Source organism: Paenibacillus anseongensis, from assembly GCF_009757995.1.
GTDB lineage: Bacteria > Bacillota > Bacilli > Paenibacillales > NBRC-103111 > Paenibacillus_E > Paenibacillus_E chondroitinus.
Genome location: NZ_WSEM01000008.1, coordinates 290,526 through 310,691 on the forward strand (window position 1 = coordinate 290,526; position 20,166 = coordinate 310,691).

The following is a 20,166-nucleotide window of genomic DNA, read 5'->3' on the forward strand; positions in this document are numbered from 1 at the left end:
TCTTTACAACCGTTTATCCAGTTTGCGTACAATATAGTTGCCAGTGAATTGAAAAACTTGAACGAACAGCACCATAATGACGATCGTAACGAACATTACATCCGTTTGGTACCGGTAGTATCCATACCGGATGGCAAAGTCACCGATGCCGCCGCCGCCGACTAGTCCCGCAACTGTAGAGTAGGAGAGGAAGCTGACGGTAACAATCGTAATCGCATTTGCAATACCGGAACGGGCTTCCGTATATAACACTTTCCAAACGATCTGGAATTTACTTGCCCCCATCGACTCAGCTGCTTCTACCACACCACGATTGACTTCCAGCAAAATTTGCTCGATAAATCTCGCAAAATAAGGTACCGCATTGATGATCATCGGCACGGTGGCCGCTGTTGTACCAAGCGCCGTTCCGACGACAAGCCGGGTAAAAGGAATGATCGCAATCATCAGGATTAAAAAAGGAAACGAACGAATCAGGTTGACGAATCCATTCAGAATGAGATAAAACTTGGGCCATTTGAGAAAAGAGTCGGGCCGTGTCAGGAATAAGATTGTTCCTAGCGGTGTACCGATGGCAACGGCGATTGGAATTGTCAAAATAAGCATGTATAGTGTTTCCAACAGCGCCTCAATAAGCTCGGGCCAAGCAGTTGCTATGTTATTAAACATAGTTGGCCTCCAGTTCTCTCTCCAGCGAGATTTCGTTGTTGAACAAATACTGTGCGATGTTGGATTGAGGTACGATATTTTTTTCGCTCAAATCAAATTTCTCCACAATTTTCCCATGCTCCATGACCGCTACTTTATTGCAGATTGCTTTCACAACGTTCATCTCATGAGTAACAATGACAATTGTGATGCCCAGATTGCGATTAATTTCCTTCAATGCAGCCAAAATACTGCCTGTCGTCTGGGGGTCAACCGAAGAAGTCGGCTCGTCGCACAGTAGAATTTTCGGGTTGTTGGCCAGCGCCCGGGCAATTGCAACCCGCTGCTTCTGACCTCCGCTCAGCTTCGCTGGGTACGCCTTTGCCTTGTCGGTTAAGCCGACCATTTCGAGGCAGCTCTCAATGCGTTTATGCCGTTCGGCCTTGGGCACCTTGGCAATTTCAAGCGGGAAGCTCACATTGTCATACACATTTAAATTGTTAAGCAAATTGAAATGCTGAAAGATCATGCCAATCGAGAGTCTTTTCTTCCGCAGTTCGCGCAGCTGAAGTTTCGTCAATTCCTCGCCGTCAACGATGACATTGCCTTCGTCAGGCCGCTCCAACAAATTGATCGTACGCAGCAGAGTGGACTTCCCCGCTCCACTAAACCCGATCAGTCCATAAATATCGCCTTCTTCAATTTGCAGCGAAGCGGAGGATACCGCATGCAGCGGTCCTCCGGCAGTGGTGAACGTTTTGCTTATATTTTGCAGGGTGATCATGGACAACCCTCCCCTTCGTCATTTATTCAAACTTTCCAATGTTTCAATGGCATCTCCGTATTTTTCCTTATAAAAATCTTTTATTGCCTGGCTCTCGTAAGCTTTTTGCAGCGCTTTGACTTTGGGAGTGCCTATTAGCTTGTTATTCACTGCCACGATTCCTTTATAAGGCAAGTCTTTTCCTGTCTCCAACGCCAAAGCATCCTGTTTTGGTTTATAACCAATCTGAACCGCAGTTCCGGCAAACAAGAAACCTACGTCAACGTCGTCAAGCGTCCTCTGCAGCATTAATTGGTCGACTTCTTTAAATTTGTACTTATGCGGATTATCCGTAATGTCTTTCAGCGTCGCATGGATGACATCCACGCCATCCTTCAATTTCAGCAGTCCCAGATCACGAAGCATGAATAGCGCGCGTCCATTGTTTGCGGGATCGACAGGAATACCGATGATTGCGCCGTCGGGAACGTCTTTGAAAGATTTATATTTCTTAGAGTACAAGCCTGAAGGGGTGAACGTTGTATAAAAAGCTCTCGTGATATTCTTGAGGCCCTGATCCTTTACGAATTGATCAAAATACGCTTCGTGCTGAAACGAATTCGTATCCGCCTGGCCTTCGTTGACGATTTTATTGGGTTGGATAATGTCGTTTACAATCACATAGTCAAGCGAATAACCGTCCTTGGCTAGTTCCGCTTTTAATATTTTGACAATCTCTCCGTTGAACCCCGCATCACTCATCACATGATGAATCACCTTATCTTCGGGATTAGCGGTCGCTGCAGCTTTCGAGCTGGCAGCAGGCTGAGCAGCAGCGTTCGTGCTTGCCTTATCCGTTTTCGAGCAAGCCGCAAGAAGGAACGTGAGGGCGAGGATAACGAACATGGTGGTGCGTATGGCTGGTTTTTTCATCTTTTTTTACCACTCCTTTAATCTGATATTTTATATAAAAAAAGAGACTAGGACGGCGGCTTCAGCCCAACGTCATTGTCCCCAGTTGTCTGGTCGGTATTTGATGGTTCGCCTATTCCTGTTTGCCAAGCGAATGGCGGCCGCATGCCGTTAACAACGTAATCACCTATAATACGTTCTTTATAGATTAAGGGGTTATGTGAAGCGATCGTCCGGGCATTCCGCCAATAGCGATCAAGCGCCTTCGATCTGTCTGTTGCCGAAGCGCCCAGCGCATCGAAAATTGCGGCAGTGGCCTCAAGTACCAGTCTCGCGACAATCGTCTGCGCTTGAGCTACTTCCACCTCCGCTTCGACATTCACCCGATCCGCGTATCCGGCGTCTTCCGAAGACTGGGCATCGTACGCGCGCTGCACAGCTTCGGCCGCCTTCAGCACGATCGCACCCGCAGCGTAAGCCTGACTGTGCGTACGTCCAACAACTTGCAGCACTTGAGGATCTTCGCCTGCCCGGGCAGCTGATGCGTGCGAGTACGTTCTCCGCCGTTCAGCAACCGCACCTGCAACATCCCTCGCAGCTGCTCTGGATATGCCAGACAGCGTTGCAAGATGAACCATTTGGGCAAACGCGGTGCCATACTTGGTGTAGGTTTCTCGGTCGAATACATCCTCTCTCTCGACCGGTGTATTAACGAACTTCGTCGTGCCGCTGCCTGTCAGCGTTTGCCCAAAGCCAGCCCAATCATCGACAATGTCGACGCCTTCCGCAGCAGCTGAAACCATAGCTGAGACGATGTCGTCTTTTCCAGCCGTCGCGCTAACTACGATCCAATCCGCATAAATCGTGCCTGTGGAGTAATATTTAACCCCATTTAAACGAAGCCGATCCTCCGTCTCGGACAACGTAGTTGCGTAGCTTCCCACCTTGTTTTCTCCGATCTCCGTCAAAGCATTCCCGACAATTGCACCGCCTGCAATACGCTTTAACCATCGTTGCTTTCGTTCTCCATCCGGCAAGTTTAATACTCTTTCGACGAAGCCGAAATGGATCCGCAGCGCTTGTGTGACGTTGGAATCCGCTTCTGACAACTCGATCAGCAGTCCAAATAATTCCGGAAGCGTAGCACCGAACCCGCCATCCTCCTGCGAAATGCGAACGGTCCCGAAGCCGCACTCCCTCAGCCACTCCATCTCTTCATGTAAAAGTTTACGGCTCCTTTCCCGATCAACAGCCCCTTCGCGAATTTGTTGAAAGGTCGGCCGGAAACGCTCAGCCAGTTTCTCGTAGTTGTCCGACGGGCTACCGCCCCAAACACCTTCGGTTCTTCCCATTTTCCTCCTCCTTGTTCCCAATCTATACGTTGCCCTCAAGCTTTCAAGAGGATGCTAGCGACCTATTATCCGCATTCGGTAAAATATCGTTGGCAACCATTTCGCCAAATGGACTGACGAACGCATATTTCTCTTTTGGCGCCTCCCTGTTGCTCAGTGGAAGTTTGGGAAAAAGCAGCTCTTCCACTCGGTAGGCTTCTTCCAGGTGAGGATATCCGGACATAATGAACGTCTCTATCCCCAGCTCACGGTACTCCAACATCCGCTCCGCCACCGTGTCCGGATCGCCGACCAATGCCGTCCCTGCCCCGCCTCTGACGAGGCCGACACCTGCCCAGAGATTAGGGCTGATCTCCAGCTTGCTGCGATCCCCTCCGTGCAGCTCTGACATCCGCCTTTGACCGACGGAGTCCATTTTGGCGAAGGACGCTTGTGCTTTAGCAATTGTCGCGTCATCCAAGTTCGAAATTAAACGGTCTGCAGCCGCCCAAGCCTCCTCTTCCGTTTCTCGGACAATGACATGCAGCCTTATTCCGAAGCGAACTTTCCTTCCACTTTTTGCAGCGAGCTCCCGAACTGTCTCGATTTTTTCTTTGACTTGTTTAGGCGTCTCACCCCACGTTAGATATACATCCACATGATCCGCAGCGATTTGCTGAGCGACAGGCGATGAACCTCCAAAATAAAGTGGCGGGTAAGGCGTTTGAACCGGCGGATATAAAATTTTGGCATTTTCCACCGTGATATGAGATCCATCAAAGTCGATCTGCTTCCCCTGCATAAGCTGTCTCCAGATCGTCAAATACTCATCGGTAAGCTCATAACGAGTATCATGATCAAGCAGCAGTCCGTCGCCTCTTGCTTCGGAGGTATCTCCGCCGGTAACGATATTGATGAGCAATCTCCCTTGGGACAACCTGTCAAATGTGGCCGCCATCCTTGCCGATAAAGTAGGTGACATCAGACCTGGCCTCAGGGCGATAAGAAACTTTAACCGCTTTGTAGCCGGGATTAACGCAGAGGCTGTTACCCAAGCATCCTCGCATGATCTTCCGGTTGGCAGCAATACGCCGCTGAAGCCAAGCGTGTCAGCCGCCTTGGCAATCTGGGTAGCATAGTCCAAATCTACCTCTCTTGCTCCCTCTCCCGTGCCCAAGTATCGTCCGTCTCCATGTGTCGGTATAAACCAGAAAATTTCCATTTTACAATCCATCCTTTCATCAAATTAAAAAGGAGACCTAATCCGCCTTATATGGCAGAAGGTCTCCGGTTGTCCGGTTGACAATACGTATAATCAATTAACTTCCATTCGCAGCTCCCCGCTTTGCCGACTCTTTAATGAGTTTCCAAATCGGAGCGGTTAAACTTTCTTTATCGTGAGTCAAATATTGATTCGCAAAACCTCGTACAGGATCCCCGGCGTAAAATCTCTCATACAGTTCATGTCTGGAACCAAGCGGGCTCCCCACCAAATCCCAGGCGAGCTTGAACAACTGCACCTTTTTCTCAGCGCTGACAGTGGCTCCCTCGAAGTACTCGCTCATTAACTCAGATATGGTGCCATAGAAATCTTCAATACTAGAGGGGACTTGAACAAACCCGCCACCGCCAATCTGCTGTAAAATCTCAACAGCACGTGGATAAAATTTTGTCCCTATATTTCTGGCCGTGTTTATATAGGACAGCTCTGGAACCAAAACGCCATTCTCATCATATTTGGCTTGTGCCTCAGAAGCAATGACAAGCGCCTTCATGGTATCGATTTGCGTCAACAACTCGCCAAGCTTCTCTTGAATGTGGAGAAACCCGCCTACACCAATCGCTTCCGCAACAGCAAATGTAACGCCGGTAATAAATTCGAGCTTCGCAACATAGCGCACGACATTCTGATGAAACGCTAGTGCATTTGCCGTCGTATTCGCCCTAAGCGCCATGACCTTATCCGCATCGCCGTACATGAGTACGCGTTCCCAAGGAATCAAAACATTATCGAAGAACAAGACGGCATCCATTTCGTCATATCTTGCGCTAAGTGGGGCATCATGCGCTTTATCGCTCGCATAGGATTGCCGGCAAACGATATGAAGTCCTGCAGAATTCGCTGGCACTATTAGGACATGAGCATGCTCTCTATGGGCTTGTTCCAATTTGAGAAAGGAGAAAATAACAAAGTCATGCGTATACGGCGCACCAGTCGCAATCATTTTAGCTCCTCTGACTACAATTCCCTCGCTTGTCTCCCTAACCACATGCAGAAAACGGGATGCGATTCTGTTATCGTCCAATCCGCTCGATCTGTCAATTTGGGGATCAATGATGGCTGTCGTCAAAAAAAGATCGTTGTCCCTGGCCGTTTCATAGTAAGCCGTAATTTTTTGTGCAAAACCCGGTTCTAATCGATCGAGCTCGTGGCGTGCAGCATACCATCCGGTGATGAAAGAACGGGCATAGTCAGAGAGCCGGCTCATCATGCCATTGCATTCTTTGGACCAAAAGGCAAAGGATTGGCTTCTCTTTGCAAGCTGCTCCGGGGTATAGGGAACAAGGAAGGAACTGTGGGCATAAGCCTCCCTGCCCTTGATTCGATAACCTACCTGATCTCGAAGCTCGGGGTCGTCAAGCGAATCAAATAAACCTCGTATTGTTGATAATGTTCCGCGAAAGGCAGGATGCGTGTCGAGATGAGTGACTTTATTGCCACCCAACCATACCGTTCGCCCATCATTCAAACTTTTTATAAACCTTTCGCCTCTCAAGCTCTCACTCCTACCTTTTCGAAATTCCATAATTCCGATGAATTAACTCAGGTATTGACTTCATCATATCCATCCAACGCAGCCCAGTCAACAAACAAAAAGGGATAAAATGAAGCTTTTCGGACATATTGAATCATTTTGACTCGTTTATTTCATCAAACCAAACACAATCCATTCAATTGTGCACCTATAAACTCATAGCCTGATAGAAGCCAATTGATGCTATTCTGCTTAGTTGAATTGCCATATAGTTGGGTGAATAAATCATCCCTTGTTTTAACCAGTTTAAGATCATACCAACAATCCAAGATGCCATGCTTACCAGCAAAATATCCAATGGAATCGGCTGTTTCTGGTCCATTCGATTATTATCAACCCTTTGACCTATCGTGTGCTGGATCGTTTCACTCATACGATCTTCAAACCGTGAATGTGGCAACCGGAAGAGCAGAACACGATAAATGGTTGCTTGCTCGGACAAGTGCATGAAAAGCAGCAGGAAGTAGGGATCAGGGACTTCATGATGCGGTACATATCTCAATATTTGCGTTTTATTGTTTTCGTATAACCGGAATAACTCAACAAGCTTATCTTTTATGATTTGTTCAAGCAGATCGTATTTGTCTTGAAAATGGGTATAAAAGGTGGATCGACTAATATCCGCAGCATCTGTAATATCCCTCACGACAATGTCCTCGAAATCCCTCTTATCACAAAGCGTCAAGAATGCATGGGTAATATGTTGTCTCGTTTTATGAACTCGGCGATCTGATCGTAAAGTAGTCATGCTCATCTCCCCTTTTACATATAAATAGTCGACACTTTAGCAAATTTTGTCCGATAACGGACATTTCCTGGAATTATGTTCCTTTCCTGAATTTGTTATATGTTATCATAGAATATAATTCATAGTTAATCAATTGGAATTATGTAATTTAACAGTGATCATGACTTCGTCGGCCTCCTTAGAGGAACTACAGGCCGCTATGCTAGCAAATTCAGCCCGTTTCCGCGTTCAGCGGAACTACAGGACCTTATTTGCCCGCCTAAACCCGTTTTCTTTAAGAAAACGGACAAATAGCGGCCCTCAGTTCCCTTCCACGCGAAAAGGGCGCTATTTCGATGAAATAGCACCCTGTAGTTCCCACTGGGGAGGAATCGTTGGAGGAGATAACTTCTCCTCTATCGTTCAGCTTGTTAAGAGCCCGGTAGGAGCTAATTTCCGGGTGAGGAACACCAGCGCCGCTATAAATCCAGCGTTACTGAGGCAATTGGCGTAAGAGCTAACCTCTTACGCTTTCTTGCGATTTAAATGAACAAACGTAATCGCTAAAGCAAGCACCAGCACGCCGCCTTTGACAATGTCGAAGCCAAAATAAGGGACATTCAGCATCGTCAAACCATTCAGCAAAATGCCGATCAAAACCGCTCCAAAAAACGTCCCGATTACATTCGGCTTTCCAGCACCAAGCACGGAATAACCCACAAATACGGAAGCAACAGCTTCCATCAGTAATGGAGCACCCGCGTCAATTTGACCGGAACCTACACGAGAAGCATAGAGGATCCCTCCGAACGCGGCAAAAATCCCCGATAGCACGTACGCAGCCAGACGGATTTTATTCACGGAAATGCCTGATAAACGGGCAGCTTCGCGATTTCCGCCTGTCATGTACATTTGCCGACCCCAACGCGTATATGTCAGAAAAATATGAACGGCGATTACAGCCACCAGCATGAGAATAACCGGCACAGGCACCCCGAGCAGCTTGCCTTGGCCAATCCATAGAAACTCCGGTGTGAATTTACCTTTGGCTACGGTCCCATCTTGGAAACGCATATTGTTATAGATGGAGAAACCTTTGGTATAGGTCTTTTGGACACCGCCAATGATGTACATCACAGCCAAAGTCGCGAGCAAATCCGGAATCCGCACCTTCACAATCAGGAGTGCATTCAAAAGCCCAATAACGGCTCCAATAATAATCGGAACAATAATGACAATAATCAAAGGCTGTTGGTACCAGACCATCAACGCCGCCGCACCTACCGTCGCCAACGAAACCGTCGAGCCTACGGACAAGTCAAAGCCGTCTACAATTTGCGATAACGTCACTCCGATAGCAACGAACATAACAATAGAAATGGACCGCAGAATATCGGCGATATTATCATAGGTCATGAAATTCTCATTAATAATCGAAAAAACGACGATGACCAAAGCAATAATGAATAATGCGCCATATTTAAAGGAAAAATCCAAGCTTTTTTCTTTCATGTTATTCGGCCTCCCCCGCACTCGCATATGTTAAAATGAGATCCTGCGTCGCTTCCTCTCGGGTGAGCTCCTTCACGACTGAACCATAACTCATCACTATAATGCGATCAGCAATTCCTATAATTTCATTTAGCTCGCAAGATAAATAAATAATGCCTTTGCCTTCTGTTGCCAGCTGCCCGATGAGGCGGAAAATATCGCTTTTCGCGCCAACGTCAACACCTTTGGTCGGCTCGTCAAACATATAGACGTCGGCATTCGTCGGCAGCCATTTGCCTACGGCAACCTTCTGCTGGTTGCCTCCGCTCAAATGTTTGACGACGCGGTTCGGGTCGCCCGGCTGCACGCCGAGCTGCGCCACCATCTTCGCGGCGTGTTCACTTTCCTCGCGCTGCCGCACGAAGCCCAGCGAGCTCAGCTTGCGCAATATCGGCAGCGACAGATTGCGCTTCACGGTCTCCTCGACGAGGACGCCCTGCTTGCGGCGCTCCTCGGGCACAAGCGCGATGCCGGCGCGCACGGCATCCTCCGGCTGGCGCAGCGCAAGCTTGCGGCCGCTGAGCCACACCTCGCCGCCGTCCGCGGCATCGGCGCCGAAGATCAGCCGGCTCAGCTCCGTCTTGCCGGCGCCGACCAACCCCACGACGCCGAGGATTTCACCTCGGCGGAGGGCAAAGCTGACGCCGCGCACCTTCGTACCGCGGCGCAGATCCTTCACCTCGAGGAGCGTTTCGCCAATGGGCACATTGGCTTTGGGAAACTCCTCGGTGAAGGTCTTGCCCAGCATCGCCTCGATCACGCCGGCGATGTCCATGGCAGCGGCCGCCTGCGTGAGCACCTGGCGGCCGTCGCGCATGATCGTGATCCGGTCAGACACCCGGAACACTTCCTGCAAACGGTGGGAGATGAAGACAATTCCCACCCCCTCCTGCTTCAGGCTATCCATAATCTGGAATAGCCGCTCTGATTCCTCCAGACTGAGAGGGGCCGTCGGCTCATCGAAGATCATGATCTTCGCCTTGTGCGCCATCGCTCTGGCAATCAAAACAAGCTGCTTCTGCGAAATGCTCAGCTCATCCACTTTGCGCCGCACTGAAAACGTTGCGCCGATCTTAGCAAGAATCGCTTCAGCTTCGCTATGCAGCTTGCGCCAGCTAACCCAAGCGCCGCCATGAACCATTCGGTCCATCATCACGTTTTCGGTGACAGTAAGCTCAGGAACCAGCGCGGTATCCACTTCTTGATAGACGCAATAGACGCCCTGAGCCATCGCTTCCTTAGGCGTTTGGATCGTTAGCGTCTCACCGCCTATGGCAATTTGACCGATGTCGTACGTGTAGGCACCGGACAAAACCTTCATCAATGTGCTCTTCCCAGCTCCATTCGCACCTAACAAGGCGTGAATTTCACCTGCATGCAGGTCAAAATGAACCTCCTGCAGCGCCTTCACACCGGCAAACGATTTGGAGATGCCACTCATTTGTAATAAAACTGCGCTATCCTTCATCGACATCCGCCTTCACCTCTCTTAGCAATCTGAAAGTCCCATCGCAGATTTGGCGATGGGACCCCATTTGTTCCGATTATTTTTTTTCTGCTGCTTTCAACCAATCCGTGTAGCCTTGTTGGCTTCCGCCCCAGCCTTTTACATATTCGCTAAGCTGCGTTGTATTCACTTGTTTGTCTTTCGGCAGTTGCTCTCTGGAAACATACACAGGATCCAAAACAACTTTCTCTGGCGTTTGATCACCATGCAGCTTTTGGTACAAGTAACGGACTTGAACGCGCCCGATATCTTTTGGATCTACGGCAGCAGATGCTACCCAAGGGCTTTTTGGATCTTGCAGAAGCTGCAAATCTTCATCGCTAAGGTCGATACCGTATACTTTAATTTCCGTACGGCCTGCTTGTTGAATCGCACGAGTAGCACCTTTGGCAAACTCATCCCAAGCTGCCCATACCGCTGTAATATCGCCTTTGTTCGGATACTTTTTAAGAATCGCTTCCATTTGGGTTTGAGTATCCAAAGCAGGGTCTTTGGCCGTTCCGAATGCCGCTACTTCTTTAATATCCGGATATTTCTTCTGGAAAGCCTGGTAAGCTTCTTGTCTGCGCTCCATCGGGGCGAAACCGGCAACCCATACTTTCACGATATTTCCTTTGCCGCCCGCATCTTTAGCCAACTGCTCCAAAGTTGCTTCAGCCATTTTTTGGTCGCCTTGCTCCAGGGAAGTTACGCCTGGCACAGTGAGGATAGAATCGAAACTAACAACTGGAATTTTCTTCTCGACAGCTTTTTTCACGCCAGCCTCAAGTGCTTCAGCCGTTCCATGGTCGATCAAAATACCATCAAATTTTTGGTTAATGGCTGCATCCAGATTGGAAGCCATTTTGGCAAGGTCCGTATCAGCAACGAATACCGTAACTTTCCCGCCTAGTTTTTCCACTTGCTCTTTCACACCTTCAACATATTGAGATGAGAACGTGCCTGTATTGAATTGCATAATAAGTGCAATTTTCTTTCCGCTTAAATCCGCAGCACCTTTCGCCGCTTCCGTTGCTTTCGCGCTTGCCGCTGGGCTTGCTGTCGCACTGCTGCTCTCTTTTTGTCCGCAGGCTGCAAGCAAACTACCGAACACAGCTAAAATAACAAATAAACTGACCAATCTTGTTTTTTTCATGATTACCCTCCCGATCCTTACTTCTCCTATTTCCCCTATCAATTGTCGGATAAAATATACCAAGTTATCCACTAGGAATTAATTTATATTAGCATCGGTTGAATATCTCGTCAATAGTTTTCATTAAAATTTGTCCATTGATCAATTCACTTTGGCTCCATGCGAGATTGCGAACAACACGGCCTGTTCTGTATCCATTCGTAACCCCTTGAGCGTAATGCTTTTGAAATCCACGCCATCCATCTTAGCTCCCCTTACGTCAGCTCCCTGCAATTTCGCTCTAGCTAACAATGTTCTCGTAAGATCACAATTTCTTAAGTCGGCTTTTTCTAAATTGGCTTCCGTTAAATCTGATTCTAAAAATTTAATTCCACGTAAATCTTGCTTAACCAATCTGGCACTTCTCAAATTCGTATAAGACCAATCTCCTTGGAAGATGGTGATTCCATCCAATTGGGCACTGGAGAAATCTGAACCTGTCATTTTGCAGGTTTCAAACTTCGCAACAAATAAATTGGCTTCGATAAAATTACAATTCTCAAACGCGGATTCCTTATGAACGGAGCTATTTAACGAGGCCCCCCGAAAATTACATTCGACAAAACGGCAGTTCCTCGTTGTAATCTCCTCTAACGATCCGTTAGCAAATTTGCACCGATGAAAAGTGCAGCTGATTAGCTCCCCATACCTTAAATCTTGATTGCTAAAGTCTATTCCTTCATAACTTTGATTGATATGTTCAAACATAGTAATCCTCCTTTAAATCTTTTAACGTATACCTCTCTATCATTTCTTTCAAATAATCTCGAAACTCTTCAACATAGGCCTTCGGCTCTACGATTTCCAGATTTGTCCCGAAGCTCGCTAAAAATTGAAAGCCAATACTATTTTGAGGAACATAAATGGTCGCCAAAAAGTATTCAGAACTATAGGCTTCAATGCTCTTTCGACCGTATCTTTCAAGAAGTTTATCTTTTATGCTCGGTGAAATCAACGCTTTAATAGCGACAAGTTCCGGTTGATAACTTGCTTCATGTTCTTGTTCCAATAAATAATCTCTAGGGTTAAAGGTATTTTCGTCCATAAGAAGATGATCGATCCTGGATAATTTAAAGGTTCTATAACTCTGTCGATGTAAACAAAATCCTTTCAGATACCAGCTCGATTCACTAAAATGAAGCTGATAGGGCTCGACAACTCTATTCGTTGTGGATCCATTTTTATCTATATAGTCAAAGGTTACCAACCTTTTCTTTAATATCGATTCTTGGCATATCTTCAAGGTTTGAAGTATCTCAGACCTTCCCTCCCATTCATAAAAGGACAGTTGGATTGAACCTTTCGGAGATAATGGGCTAACCATGGCTTCTATTTTTTTTATAGTCACTTCAACTTCTTCGCTAATCAGAATTTGTTCCAATCCACCTAGAGCAGTCAATATATTCTCCAAATCCGAGTTGCTTAAAAGACGTTTATCCACCTTGTATTCATCCATAATACCGTAGCCGCCATGAATTCCATTGACCGAATAGATCGGGATGTTTGATAAACTCAGGGTTTCCATATCTCGAAGAATCGTTCTTTTGGAAACGTTAAATAATTGTGCAAATACTTTTGTTGAAACGATATCTTTTTTCAGCAATATCATGATGATCGATAATAATCTCTCAACCTTCTCCATATTTCCCCCTTAATTTTTGTTCCTTTATTTTAAAAAGGTGACATACGTATGTCACCACTTATCTAGTATACTTCATTTATCACAAGAAAGAGGAGTGGTTTTATGGCAGCTATTGCCTATTTAAACTTTGATGGAATCGCAGAACAAGCTATTGAATTTTATTCGAAGGCTTTACATGCAACCGAGGTAAAAAAAGTAAGATTCAGCGATTTCCCGCAAGATCCCAACTATCCATTGCCAGAAAATGAATTAACTATGATTATGGAGTCTTCCATCGAATTTGCAGGCGGTAAAATCATGATGTCGGATATTCTCCCTTCGATGAAGCGTGTAACGGGCGAGTTGGTTAAAGGCAACAATATCCTGATTACTATCGTTATCGATGATACGCAGCTACTAGAAAATTACTTTGCTAATTTGTCTGTAGGTGGTCATGTTATCATGCCATTATCAGAAATGCCTTGGTCTTCCTGCTTCGGAATGTTGGTTGATAAGTTTGGAGTTTCTTGGAAGTTTAATAGTGACGCAGATAAGTTCCTCGATAAAGTTATTTCCAGCAAACGGTAACTCCGTGAAAATTGAAAATTTTATTCCAGTTAAATCGAGAGCAGATTTCAGAAATTGGCTGCAGAACAATGGCAAATCTGAAAAGTGCTGCTGGGTCTTGGTTAGTATGACGCCCACCACGGATGTGTTGTTATATTTGGACGTTGTCGAGGAAGCTTTGTGCTTCGGATGGATCGATGGAGTCAAGAAGAAGATTTCAGAAACGGAGCTGGCTCAGAGACTATCCCCTAGAACTAAAAAAAGTTCATGGACTGAATTAAATAAAGAACGGGTCCGCCGCCTCGAGAAGTTGGGGTTAATGAGCAACGAAGGAAGAAGGGTTCTTCCTGATATGAATCACAATTCTTTTAGAATAGATGAAGAGATAGAGATCAGGCTTAAAAAGGAAAAGCAAGTATATGATAATTTCATGGCATTTCCAGAACTTTATAGAAGAGTTCGAATCGATACCATACAAAGCATTAAAAGTCAGCCAGAATTGTTCAGTAGCAGATTAGACAAATTTATAACCAATACTAGAGAAAACAACATGTACGGTCAATGGAATGATCAAGGACGTCTACTAGATAATTAGACGCTCTAGGCAATTTAGCTGAATGTACGCCCATCAAAAAAATGGCAGTGCCCGAAGTAGGGACACTGCCTTTTTCTATATCTTTTTCTACTTCACAGCGCCTTGCGTAATTCCATTAATAATCCACTTTTGCGCAATCAGATAGACGATGACCATTGGGGCAAGCGCAAGCAGGTACGAGGCAAAAGCCAAGTTGAAATCCGTGCTGAATTGGCCTTGAAACACGTACTGCACAAGAGGAAGCGTGTAGGATTCCGGTTTGCCTAAAATAATAAGCGGCAGCATAAAATCATTCCACGTCGACAAGCAGCTTAAAATGGCGATGGTGGCATTAATCGGTGCAAGAAGAGGAAATATAATGCGCCAGAAGGTGCCATACGTGGAAGCACCGTCAACCGTAGCGGCTTCTTCCAATTCAATCGGTATCGTGCGGATATACCCGACATACACAAAAATGTTAAAAGCAAGTCCGTACACGATATATAGAATAATTAATCCGGGCATATTGTTCATATGCAAATTTGTTGTCAGTTTTACAATTGGAAGCATAATAATTTGAAAAGGAATGAACATCGCACTGATGAAATAAAAATATAAGCCTTTAAAGAACTTGTTGTTCATATTTCGCGCAATCGCATAGGAAACGAGTGAATTGGTCAAGAGTATGAAACCAACGGAACATACAGTGATCACAAAGCTGTTTCCAAAAGCCGTGAAAAAGTCGGTCGCTTCAATGGCATTTGCGAAGTTTTCAAAATGCAATCCTGTCGGCAGTGAAAAGACTGATATCGCCATTTCCTCCGGATTCTTTAGAGCAATGGCAACCGCCATATATAAAGGGAACAAAATAAGCAATGATCCCAGTGCGATCAAAGTTGTGACGATCCAGTTCGTGGAGTGTTTGGTCATTAGGCTTCCATCTCCCGTTTCTGCAAAAATTTAAGCTGTAGGACAGAGATGACGACAATCACGATAAAGTAGATGACGGCATTCGCGGATTGGTAGGCAAATTCTCCGCCTTGGAAACCGCCTTGATAAATCAAGAAAGCAATGGACTGCGTCGCGCGACCAGGCCCGCCTCCTGTCAATGCGACGATCTGGTCAAATACCATCAGGGATCCCTTCATGGCAAGTACCATATTGATCGTGAAAAAGGAGGAGATCATAGGAAACGTAATTTTCCAAAACGTCTGCCATTTACCGGCCCCGTCCAAAGAGGAGGCTTCATAGATATCTTGTGGAATCGTTTGAAGTCCAGAGAGATATAGAATCGTATTAAACGCAATGCCTTGCCATACAGCTACAATCACGATCCCGATCCATGCCCATTGTTCATTTCCCAGGATGTTGGTGGAAAGAAACTCGATTCCTAATTTCTCCCCCATGGTAGGAACAACGTTGGAAAATAGGTAGTTGAAGATATAACTGACAATAAGTACACCAAGCACGTTAGGGAGAAAATAAACACCCCGAAAGAAATTACGATATTTAATACGTGAATTAAGACCTAGAGCAATGAGCAGGCTTATTACATTAATGAGTATGGTAACGACGATAGCGTATTTAAACGTAAACAAATAGGAGTTAATGACATTGTCATCTTGAAAAAGGTTAATAAAATTCTTAAAACCTATAAAATCGTACCCTTCACTGTACCCATCCCAATTGGTGAATGCGTAATAAATGCCTTGTAGAGCTGGAAAGGTATGAAAAGCGAAAAACAGTAGCAACGCTGGTATTGCCATACTGTAATACGCCGCTTTTTTTGAAACCATGATGAACCTCCTTTATAAATAGGGAGAGAGCACCTTACGGCGCTCTCTTCTATATGTGTCGGCGCTTACTTGCGGTTAGCAACTTTATCCCACTCGGTATCAAATTGTTTCACATAAGCATTGACATCTTTCTTCTGCAGGTAGCTTTGGATAATCGTATCCGCTTTAACAGCACCAGGAATGTAGTGATCGGAGAAGTCTTCAATGGCGCCGCTCGTGAATGAAGCATTCAGATCCTGCACACTGGCATCGGTTTGATTCACATTTTTCACGGCAGAGAACGCTTTTTGCTCATCAATGTAAGTTTGAACGTTTTCCGTTTTCAGCATGAATTCAATAAATTTCTTGGCCTCTTCAGGATGCTTGCTGCTTTTGGAAATGGTCAACAGCGTGTCCACACCGGAAATAACTTTATTTTTAGCCGGATCGTTCGTCGCCGGGAATGGGAATACACCCAAATCTATGCTAGGATTCGCTTTTTTGATTTCTGGAATAGCCCATACCCCTTGCAGATACATGGCAGATTCACCTTTAGCGAAAGCCGTGTTACCATCGTTATAGCCCTTGCCCATCATATCTTTTTGACCAAAATCCAGAAGCTTTAATTGCTTGTCAGCTACTTCACGGAATTCCGGGCTGTCAAACTTCACTGAGCCTTTGGATCTTTTATCATAGAAATCAATACCCAGAATGTTGGTCGACAAGGAGTTAAATGGCACCATCACCGTCCAGGAGTCTTTGATCGTCAAATAGATCGGAGTTTTACCGGCATCTTTCACTTTTTGCGCAGTAGCCAGCAATTCATCCCAGGTTTTTGGAACGCTTAGGCCCAACTCTTTAAACATCGTTTTATTGTAAATAACACCACTTGCATTCGCTGTATAAGGAATCGCGCTCAGTTGATCGCTTCCTGTCAGTTTCTTCAACATATTTATGTAGGAAGGCTGGATATTGGCTGTCAGAGAATCGTTCGAAAAATCTGCAAATAATCCGCTCTTGGATAGCTGAGCATACGTATCCGTTGCTCCGAGACCAATAACATCAGGCACATCTTTTTTGGCAACACGCGTTTTAAGAACCGTTTCCGCATCCGGCGGGTTTACTTGAGTCACGACAATGTTCGGATTCGCATCGTTAAACTTTTTCACCAGCTCATCGAAGGAGGCTTTCGCTTCCGCTTTATTCTGGAAGAACTCGAGTTTCACTTTCTCTCCGGATGCAGCTGAAGTTGCCGGATTGGCAGCAGATTCACTGTTCGTCTTCCCGCCACCACAGCCTGCTAGGACGGAAAGAGCAAGGACACTTGTACAAATCGTTGTAACTGTTTTTTTCATCGAAGAAACCTCCATTTTATAAAAGAATAAATATGAGTAAGACTAAGCTTTAGTAAGAGTAAACGTTTACTTAAGGGAGAAAAAAAAGAACGAACCAACTTGCTTCACATCACCACCCATAAAAAATGAAACTTGTTCAATTTTATGACTCTAAGCCCTTCATGTAGCAGACATTTAGGTTAAACGTTTACTTAAAATTCTGAAAAAGAAGCCCTTTTCAAGGCTTGGATCGCACGGTTTGTCTTTCCACCAATTGATGGCTTACGATACTGCTTGACACTTGCATTTCACTTTGTTCAATTAAAGAAATCAGCTTCTCTGAGGCCAAACGTCCCATCATGGTCAATGGTTGATGGATGGTCGTCAGCGGCGGGTAGACCATTCTCGCAAATTTCAAATCATCATACCCTATGATCGAAAGATCATCCGGAATCTTGATCCCTTGTTCAAAAGCATAATTCATGGCGCCAATGGCCATCTCATCGCTTGCCGCGAACACAGCTGTAAAAGGAGGCGCTTCTGTCAGCAGCTTCTTCATAGCCTCCCTGCTGCGCTCCAATTGAAAACCGCCAATGGCTACGCGCGATTCGAGGTATTCAATGCCATTGTCAGCCAAAGCCTGACGGTACCCCTCCAAGCGTGGATAACCCGCAATCTGATCCTTAAGCGAACCGCTGATCATGGCGATCTCCCGGTGTCCCTTTTGAATGAGATAGTTGGTCGCATGGTAAGCCGCTTGTCGATCATCGACTTTGACATACGGGATCATATGTTTTTGGGACATTGTATTTACAAGTATAACGGGAACTCGCATTTCCTTGATTGCTTGATAGTATTCATCTTTAAGCACTTCGCTTGTGAAAACAATGCCATCTACCTGCTTCTCCCTTAGAACTTGCAGATACTTCATGGTCCGTTTGCCTTCTTCAGCCGTGTTGCACACAATGACACTGAACCCTTTTTCTTGAGCAGTCTCCTCAATACCATGAAGAATATCGGATGAGAAGCTGCTGGACACATGCGGAAACAAGACGCCAATGGTCTGAGTCCTCTTATTAACGAGCCCTCTTGCTATGGCGTTAGGTTGATAACCCAGTTCTTCCACCGCTTGCATAACCTTCTGTCTGGTTCTATCCGAATAGCCAGCGAGGTTATGAAGCACCCGGGAAACCGTAGCGACAGAAACATTCGCTGCCTTGGCCACATCTTTAATTGTCGGAGGATTCATACGGTAAATTCCCTACTTTGCATAACATCGAATGGATTACGTAAACGTTTAAGTAATTTTAGAATAGTCGCCTGTGCAGGATTTGTCAATTAGTTTTTAAATCGCTTACAAAAACTGGACAACACCTTGATATAAATACCGGATATGCGTATACTAATAAAAGCACTATAATTTTATAGGCGATGGAGTTCGCCATTAACCGCCTTTGCGCTAATAACTCCTACCAGTTTATTTGGCATGAAAAACTGGTAGGAGTTTTTTGTTTATACCTGCACGATAAAGGAGAGACAGAAGTTGAAACATTATTTCCAAGGTCATACGTTAAGGATGAAGGACTATGCAGAAAGGTGGATTCACTTTGGCATCCTTGCTTCCATGCTCAAGTGGATTGTAATTGGTGGACTTGTCGGTATTTTAACAGGTTCTGCGTCTGCTCTGTTCTTGGCAAGTTTGGATTGGGCAACGAACACACGGACGAACCATTCGTGGTTGTTATGGCTTTTGCCTATCGGTGGAGCTGTGGTCAGTTACCTATACGTTAAATTTGGTAAAGATTCGTCCAAAGGCAATAACCTCATCTTGGAGCAAATACACGAAGGCAATGGAAAGATCCCTTTCCGAATGGCGCCGCTCGTTCTATTTGGAACCCTCGTCACCCATTTGTTCGGAGGTTCGGCAGGCCGGGAAGGAACAGCGGTACAAATGGGGGGAAGTTTATCCGAATGGATTAGCAACGTCCTCAAACTCCATCCACTCGATCGTAAAATCATTTTGATGTGTGGAATAAGCAGCGGTTTCGGCTCTGTTTTTGGTACTCCTTTGGCTGGCACGGTATTTGGCCTTGAAGTTCTTGTTATTGGCCTCGTCCGGTACGAAGCACTGATTCCTTGTTTTATTGCAAGCTTCGTAGGGGATAAAGTTACCACATCTTGGGGAATCCATCATCTTCACTATTCCATGGGGGCAGTACCGGATTTTAGTACCCTTCTCCTGTTGAAAATCGTGACGGCATCCGTCTTGTTTGGATTGGCAGGCTTACTCTTCAGTGAATTAACCCATCGTCTAAAGGCACTATTTACGAGAATTTTCAAGAATCCCGTCATAAAGAGCTTTTGCGGAGGATTTATCATTATCGGAATGGTCTACCTTTTTGGTACTAGAGATTATCTTGGCTTAGGTATTCCGCTGATACAGCAGTCATTCAGTGAGAGTGTAGCCCCTCTTACATTCTTGCTTAAAACCATCTTCACTTCGGTTACTTTAGGCGCAGGTTTTCAAGGCGGAGAGGTCACCCCATTATTTGCAATCGGCTCGACTCTGGGAAGTTCGCTAGCTCAATACCTACATTTATCTGCTCCGTTCCTGGCGGCAATTGGATTTATCTCTGTTTTCAGCGGCGCAACCAACACGCCAATTGCTTGTTTTATTATGGGCATCGAACTATTCGGGGCGGAAGGTGCTGTGTACATGTTCATCGGCTGCATCATCAGCTTCTTGTTTTCAGGTCACACTGGCATTTATACAGCCCAAAAGATCGGTATTTCAAAAAGCAGGAGTGTCATGATAGAAGAGAATGCAACTCTTGGTTCTCTACATAACAAAAAGTAATAGCAGAAA

19 protein-coding genes and 1 riboswitch are annotated in these 20,166 nt (G+C 45.7%); of the genes, 3 read left to right on the forward strand and 16 right to left on the reverse strand.

Features of this window, described 5'->3' with window-relative positions:
- Positions 1 to 3 precede the first annotated feature (3 nt).
- From GON05_RS09060 to GON05_RS09115, 12 genes are all read right to left on the reverse strand, one after another.
- Positions 4 to 669 (reverse strand): methionine ABC transporter permease, encoded by a 666-nt coding sequence (locus GON05_RS09060; RefSeq protein ID WP_157318853.1) that lies wholly within the window; start codon positions 667 to 669, stop codon positions 4 to 6.
- Positions 662 to 1,432, reverse strand: a complete 771-nt coding sequence (locus tag GON05_RS09065) for a methionine ABC transporter ATP-binding protein (RefSeq protein ID WP_157318854.1) — start codon at positions 1,430 to 1,432, stop codon at positions 662 to 664. The genes GON05_RS09060 and GON05_RS09065 overlap by 8 nt, the downstream gene beginning before the upstream one ends.
- 18 nt (positions 1,433 to 1,450) lie before the next feature.
- Complete coding sequence (locus GON05_RS09070; RefSeq protein ID WP_157318855.1) at positions 1,451 to 2,344, reverse strand: MetQ/NlpA family ABC transporter substrate-binding protein; 894 nt, start codon at positions 2,342 to 2,344, stop codon at positions 1,451 to 1,453.
- A 47-nt stretch (positions 2,345 to 2,391) separates the two neighbouring features.
- Positions 2,392 to 3,675, reverse strand: a complete 1,284-nt coding sequence (locus GON05_RS09075; RefSeq protein ID WP_157318856.1) for an acyl-CoA dehydrogenase family protein — start codon at positions 3,673 to 3,675, stop codon at positions 2,392 to 2,394.
- Between the two features lie 43 nt (positions 3,676 to 3,718).
- A complete protein-coding gene (gene ssuD, locus GON05_RS09080) occupies positions 3,719 to 4,876 on the reverse strand; it encodes an FMNH2-dependent alkanesulfonate monooxygenase (protein ID WP_157318857.1) in 1,158 nt (385 codons plus the stop codon).
- Positions 4,877 to 4,973: 97 nt separating this feature from the next.
- Positions 4,974 to 6,431: a 4-hydroxyphenylacetate 3-hydroxylase family protein gene (locus GON05_RS09085; protein WP_157318858.1), complete on the reverse strand. Its 1,458-nt coding sequence runs from the start codon at positions 6,429 to 6,431 to the stop codon at positions 4,974 to 4,976.
- 187 nt (positions 6,432 to 6,618) lie between these two features.
- Positions 6,619 to 7,218: a TetR/AcrR family transcriptional regulator gene (locus GON05_RS09090; protein WP_181646234.1), complete on the reverse strand. Its 600-nt coding sequence runs from the start codon at positions 7,216 to 7,218 to the stop codon at positions 6,619 to 6,621.
- 504 nt (positions 7,219 to 7,722) lie between these two features.
- A complete protein-coding gene (locus tag GON05_RS09095; protein ID WP_157318860.1) occupies positions 7,723 to 8,709 on the reverse strand; it encodes an ABC transporter permease in 987 nt (328 codons plus the stop codon).
- Position 8,710: 1 nt separating this feature from the next.
- On the reverse strand, positions 8,711 to 10,216 hold the full coding sequence (locus tag GON05_RS09100; RefSeq protein WP_157319275.1) for a sugar ABC transporter ATP-binding protein: 1,506 nt from the start codon (positions 10,214 to 10,216) through the stop codon (positions 8,711 to 8,713).
- A gap of 76 nt (positions 10,217 to 10,292) precedes the next feature.
- Complete coding sequence (locus GON05_RS09105; RefSeq protein WP_157318861.1) at positions 10,293 to 11,390, reverse strand: sugar ABC transporter substrate-binding protein; 1,098 nt, start codon at positions 11,388 to 11,390, stop codon at positions 10,293 to 10,295.
- 141 nt (positions 11,391 to 11,531) lie between these two features.
- On the reverse strand, positions 11,532 to 12,137 hold the full coding sequence (locus GON05_RS09110; RefSeq protein ID WP_157318862.1) for a pentapeptide repeat-containing protein: 606 nt from the start codon (positions 12,135 to 12,137) through the stop codon (positions 11,532 to 11,534).
- Complete coding sequence (locus GON05_RS09115) at positions 12,130 to 13,071, reverse strand: helix-turn-helix transcriptional regulator (protein ID WP_157318863.1); 942 nt, start codon at positions 13,069 to 13,071, stop codon at positions 12,130 to 12,132. Before GON05_RS09115 ends, GON05_RS09110 begins: the two co-directional genes overlap by 8 nt.
- A gap of 102 nt (positions 13,072 to 13,173) precedes the next feature.
- Between GON05_RS09115 and GON05_RS09120 the strand changes: the two genes are divergently transcribed.
- The gene (locus GON05_RS09120; protein ID WP_157318864.1) at positions 13,174 to 13,638 is read left to right on the forward strand and encodes a VOC family protein; all 465 of its coding nucleotides are present in this window, start codon (positions 13,174 to 13,176) and stop codon (positions 13,636 to 13,638) included.
- A gap of 4 nt (positions 13,639 to 13,642) precedes the next feature.
- Complete coding sequence (locus tag GON05_RS09125; protein ID WP_181646235.1) at positions 13,643 to 14,212, forward strand: YdeI/OmpD-associated family protein; 570 nt, start codon at positions 13,643 to 13,645, stop codon at positions 14,210 to 14,212.
- Positions 14,213 to 14,299: 87 nt separating this feature from the next.
- On the opposite strand, the gene GON05_RS09130 is transcribed toward GON05_RS09125, so the two are convergent.
- From GON05_RS09130 to GON05_RS09145, 4 genes are all read right to left on the reverse strand, one after another.
- Positions 14,300 to 15,121: a carbohydrate ABC transporter permease gene (locus GON05_RS09130; RefSeq protein ID WP_157318866.1), complete on the reverse strand. Its 822-nt coding sequence runs from the start codon at positions 15,119 to 15,121 to the stop codon at positions 14,300 to 14,302.
- A complete protein-coding gene (locus GON05_RS09135; protein ID WP_157318867.1) occupies positions 15,121 to 15,987 on the reverse strand; it encodes a carbohydrate ABC transporter permease in 867 nt (288 codons plus the stop codon). The genes GON05_RS09130 and GON05_RS09135 overlap by 1 nt, the downstream gene beginning before the upstream one ends.
- A gap of 65 nt (positions 15,988 to 16,052) precedes the next feature.
- Positions 16,053 to 17,321: an ABC transporter substrate-binding protein gene (locus tag GON05_RS09140; protein WP_157318868.1), complete on the reverse strand. Its 1,269-nt coding sequence runs from the start codon at positions 17,319 to 17,321 to the stop codon at positions 16,053 to 16,055.
- 217 nt (positions 17,322 to 17,538) lie between these two features.
- Positions 17,539 to 18,549, reverse strand: a complete 1,011-nt coding sequence (locus GON05_RS09145) for a LacI family DNA-binding transcriptional regulator (protein WP_157318869.1) — start codon at positions 18,547 to 18,549, stop codon at positions 17,539 to 17,541.
- 169 nt (positions 18,550 to 18,718) lie between these two features.
- A riboswitch (Fluoride riboswitch) is annotated at positions 18,719 to 18,779 on the forward strand.
- Positions 18,780 to 18,876: 97 nt separating this feature from the next.
- On the opposite strand from GON05_RS09145, the gene GON05_RS09150 reads away from it, so the two are divergent.
- Positions 18,877 to 20,157, forward strand: a complete 1,281-nt coding sequence (locus GON05_RS09150) for a voltage-gated chloride channel family protein (protein WP_157319276.1) — start codon at positions 18,877 to 18,879, stop codon at positions 20,155 to 20,157.
- The last annotated feature ends 9 nt before the right edge of the window (positions 20,158 to 20,166 follow it).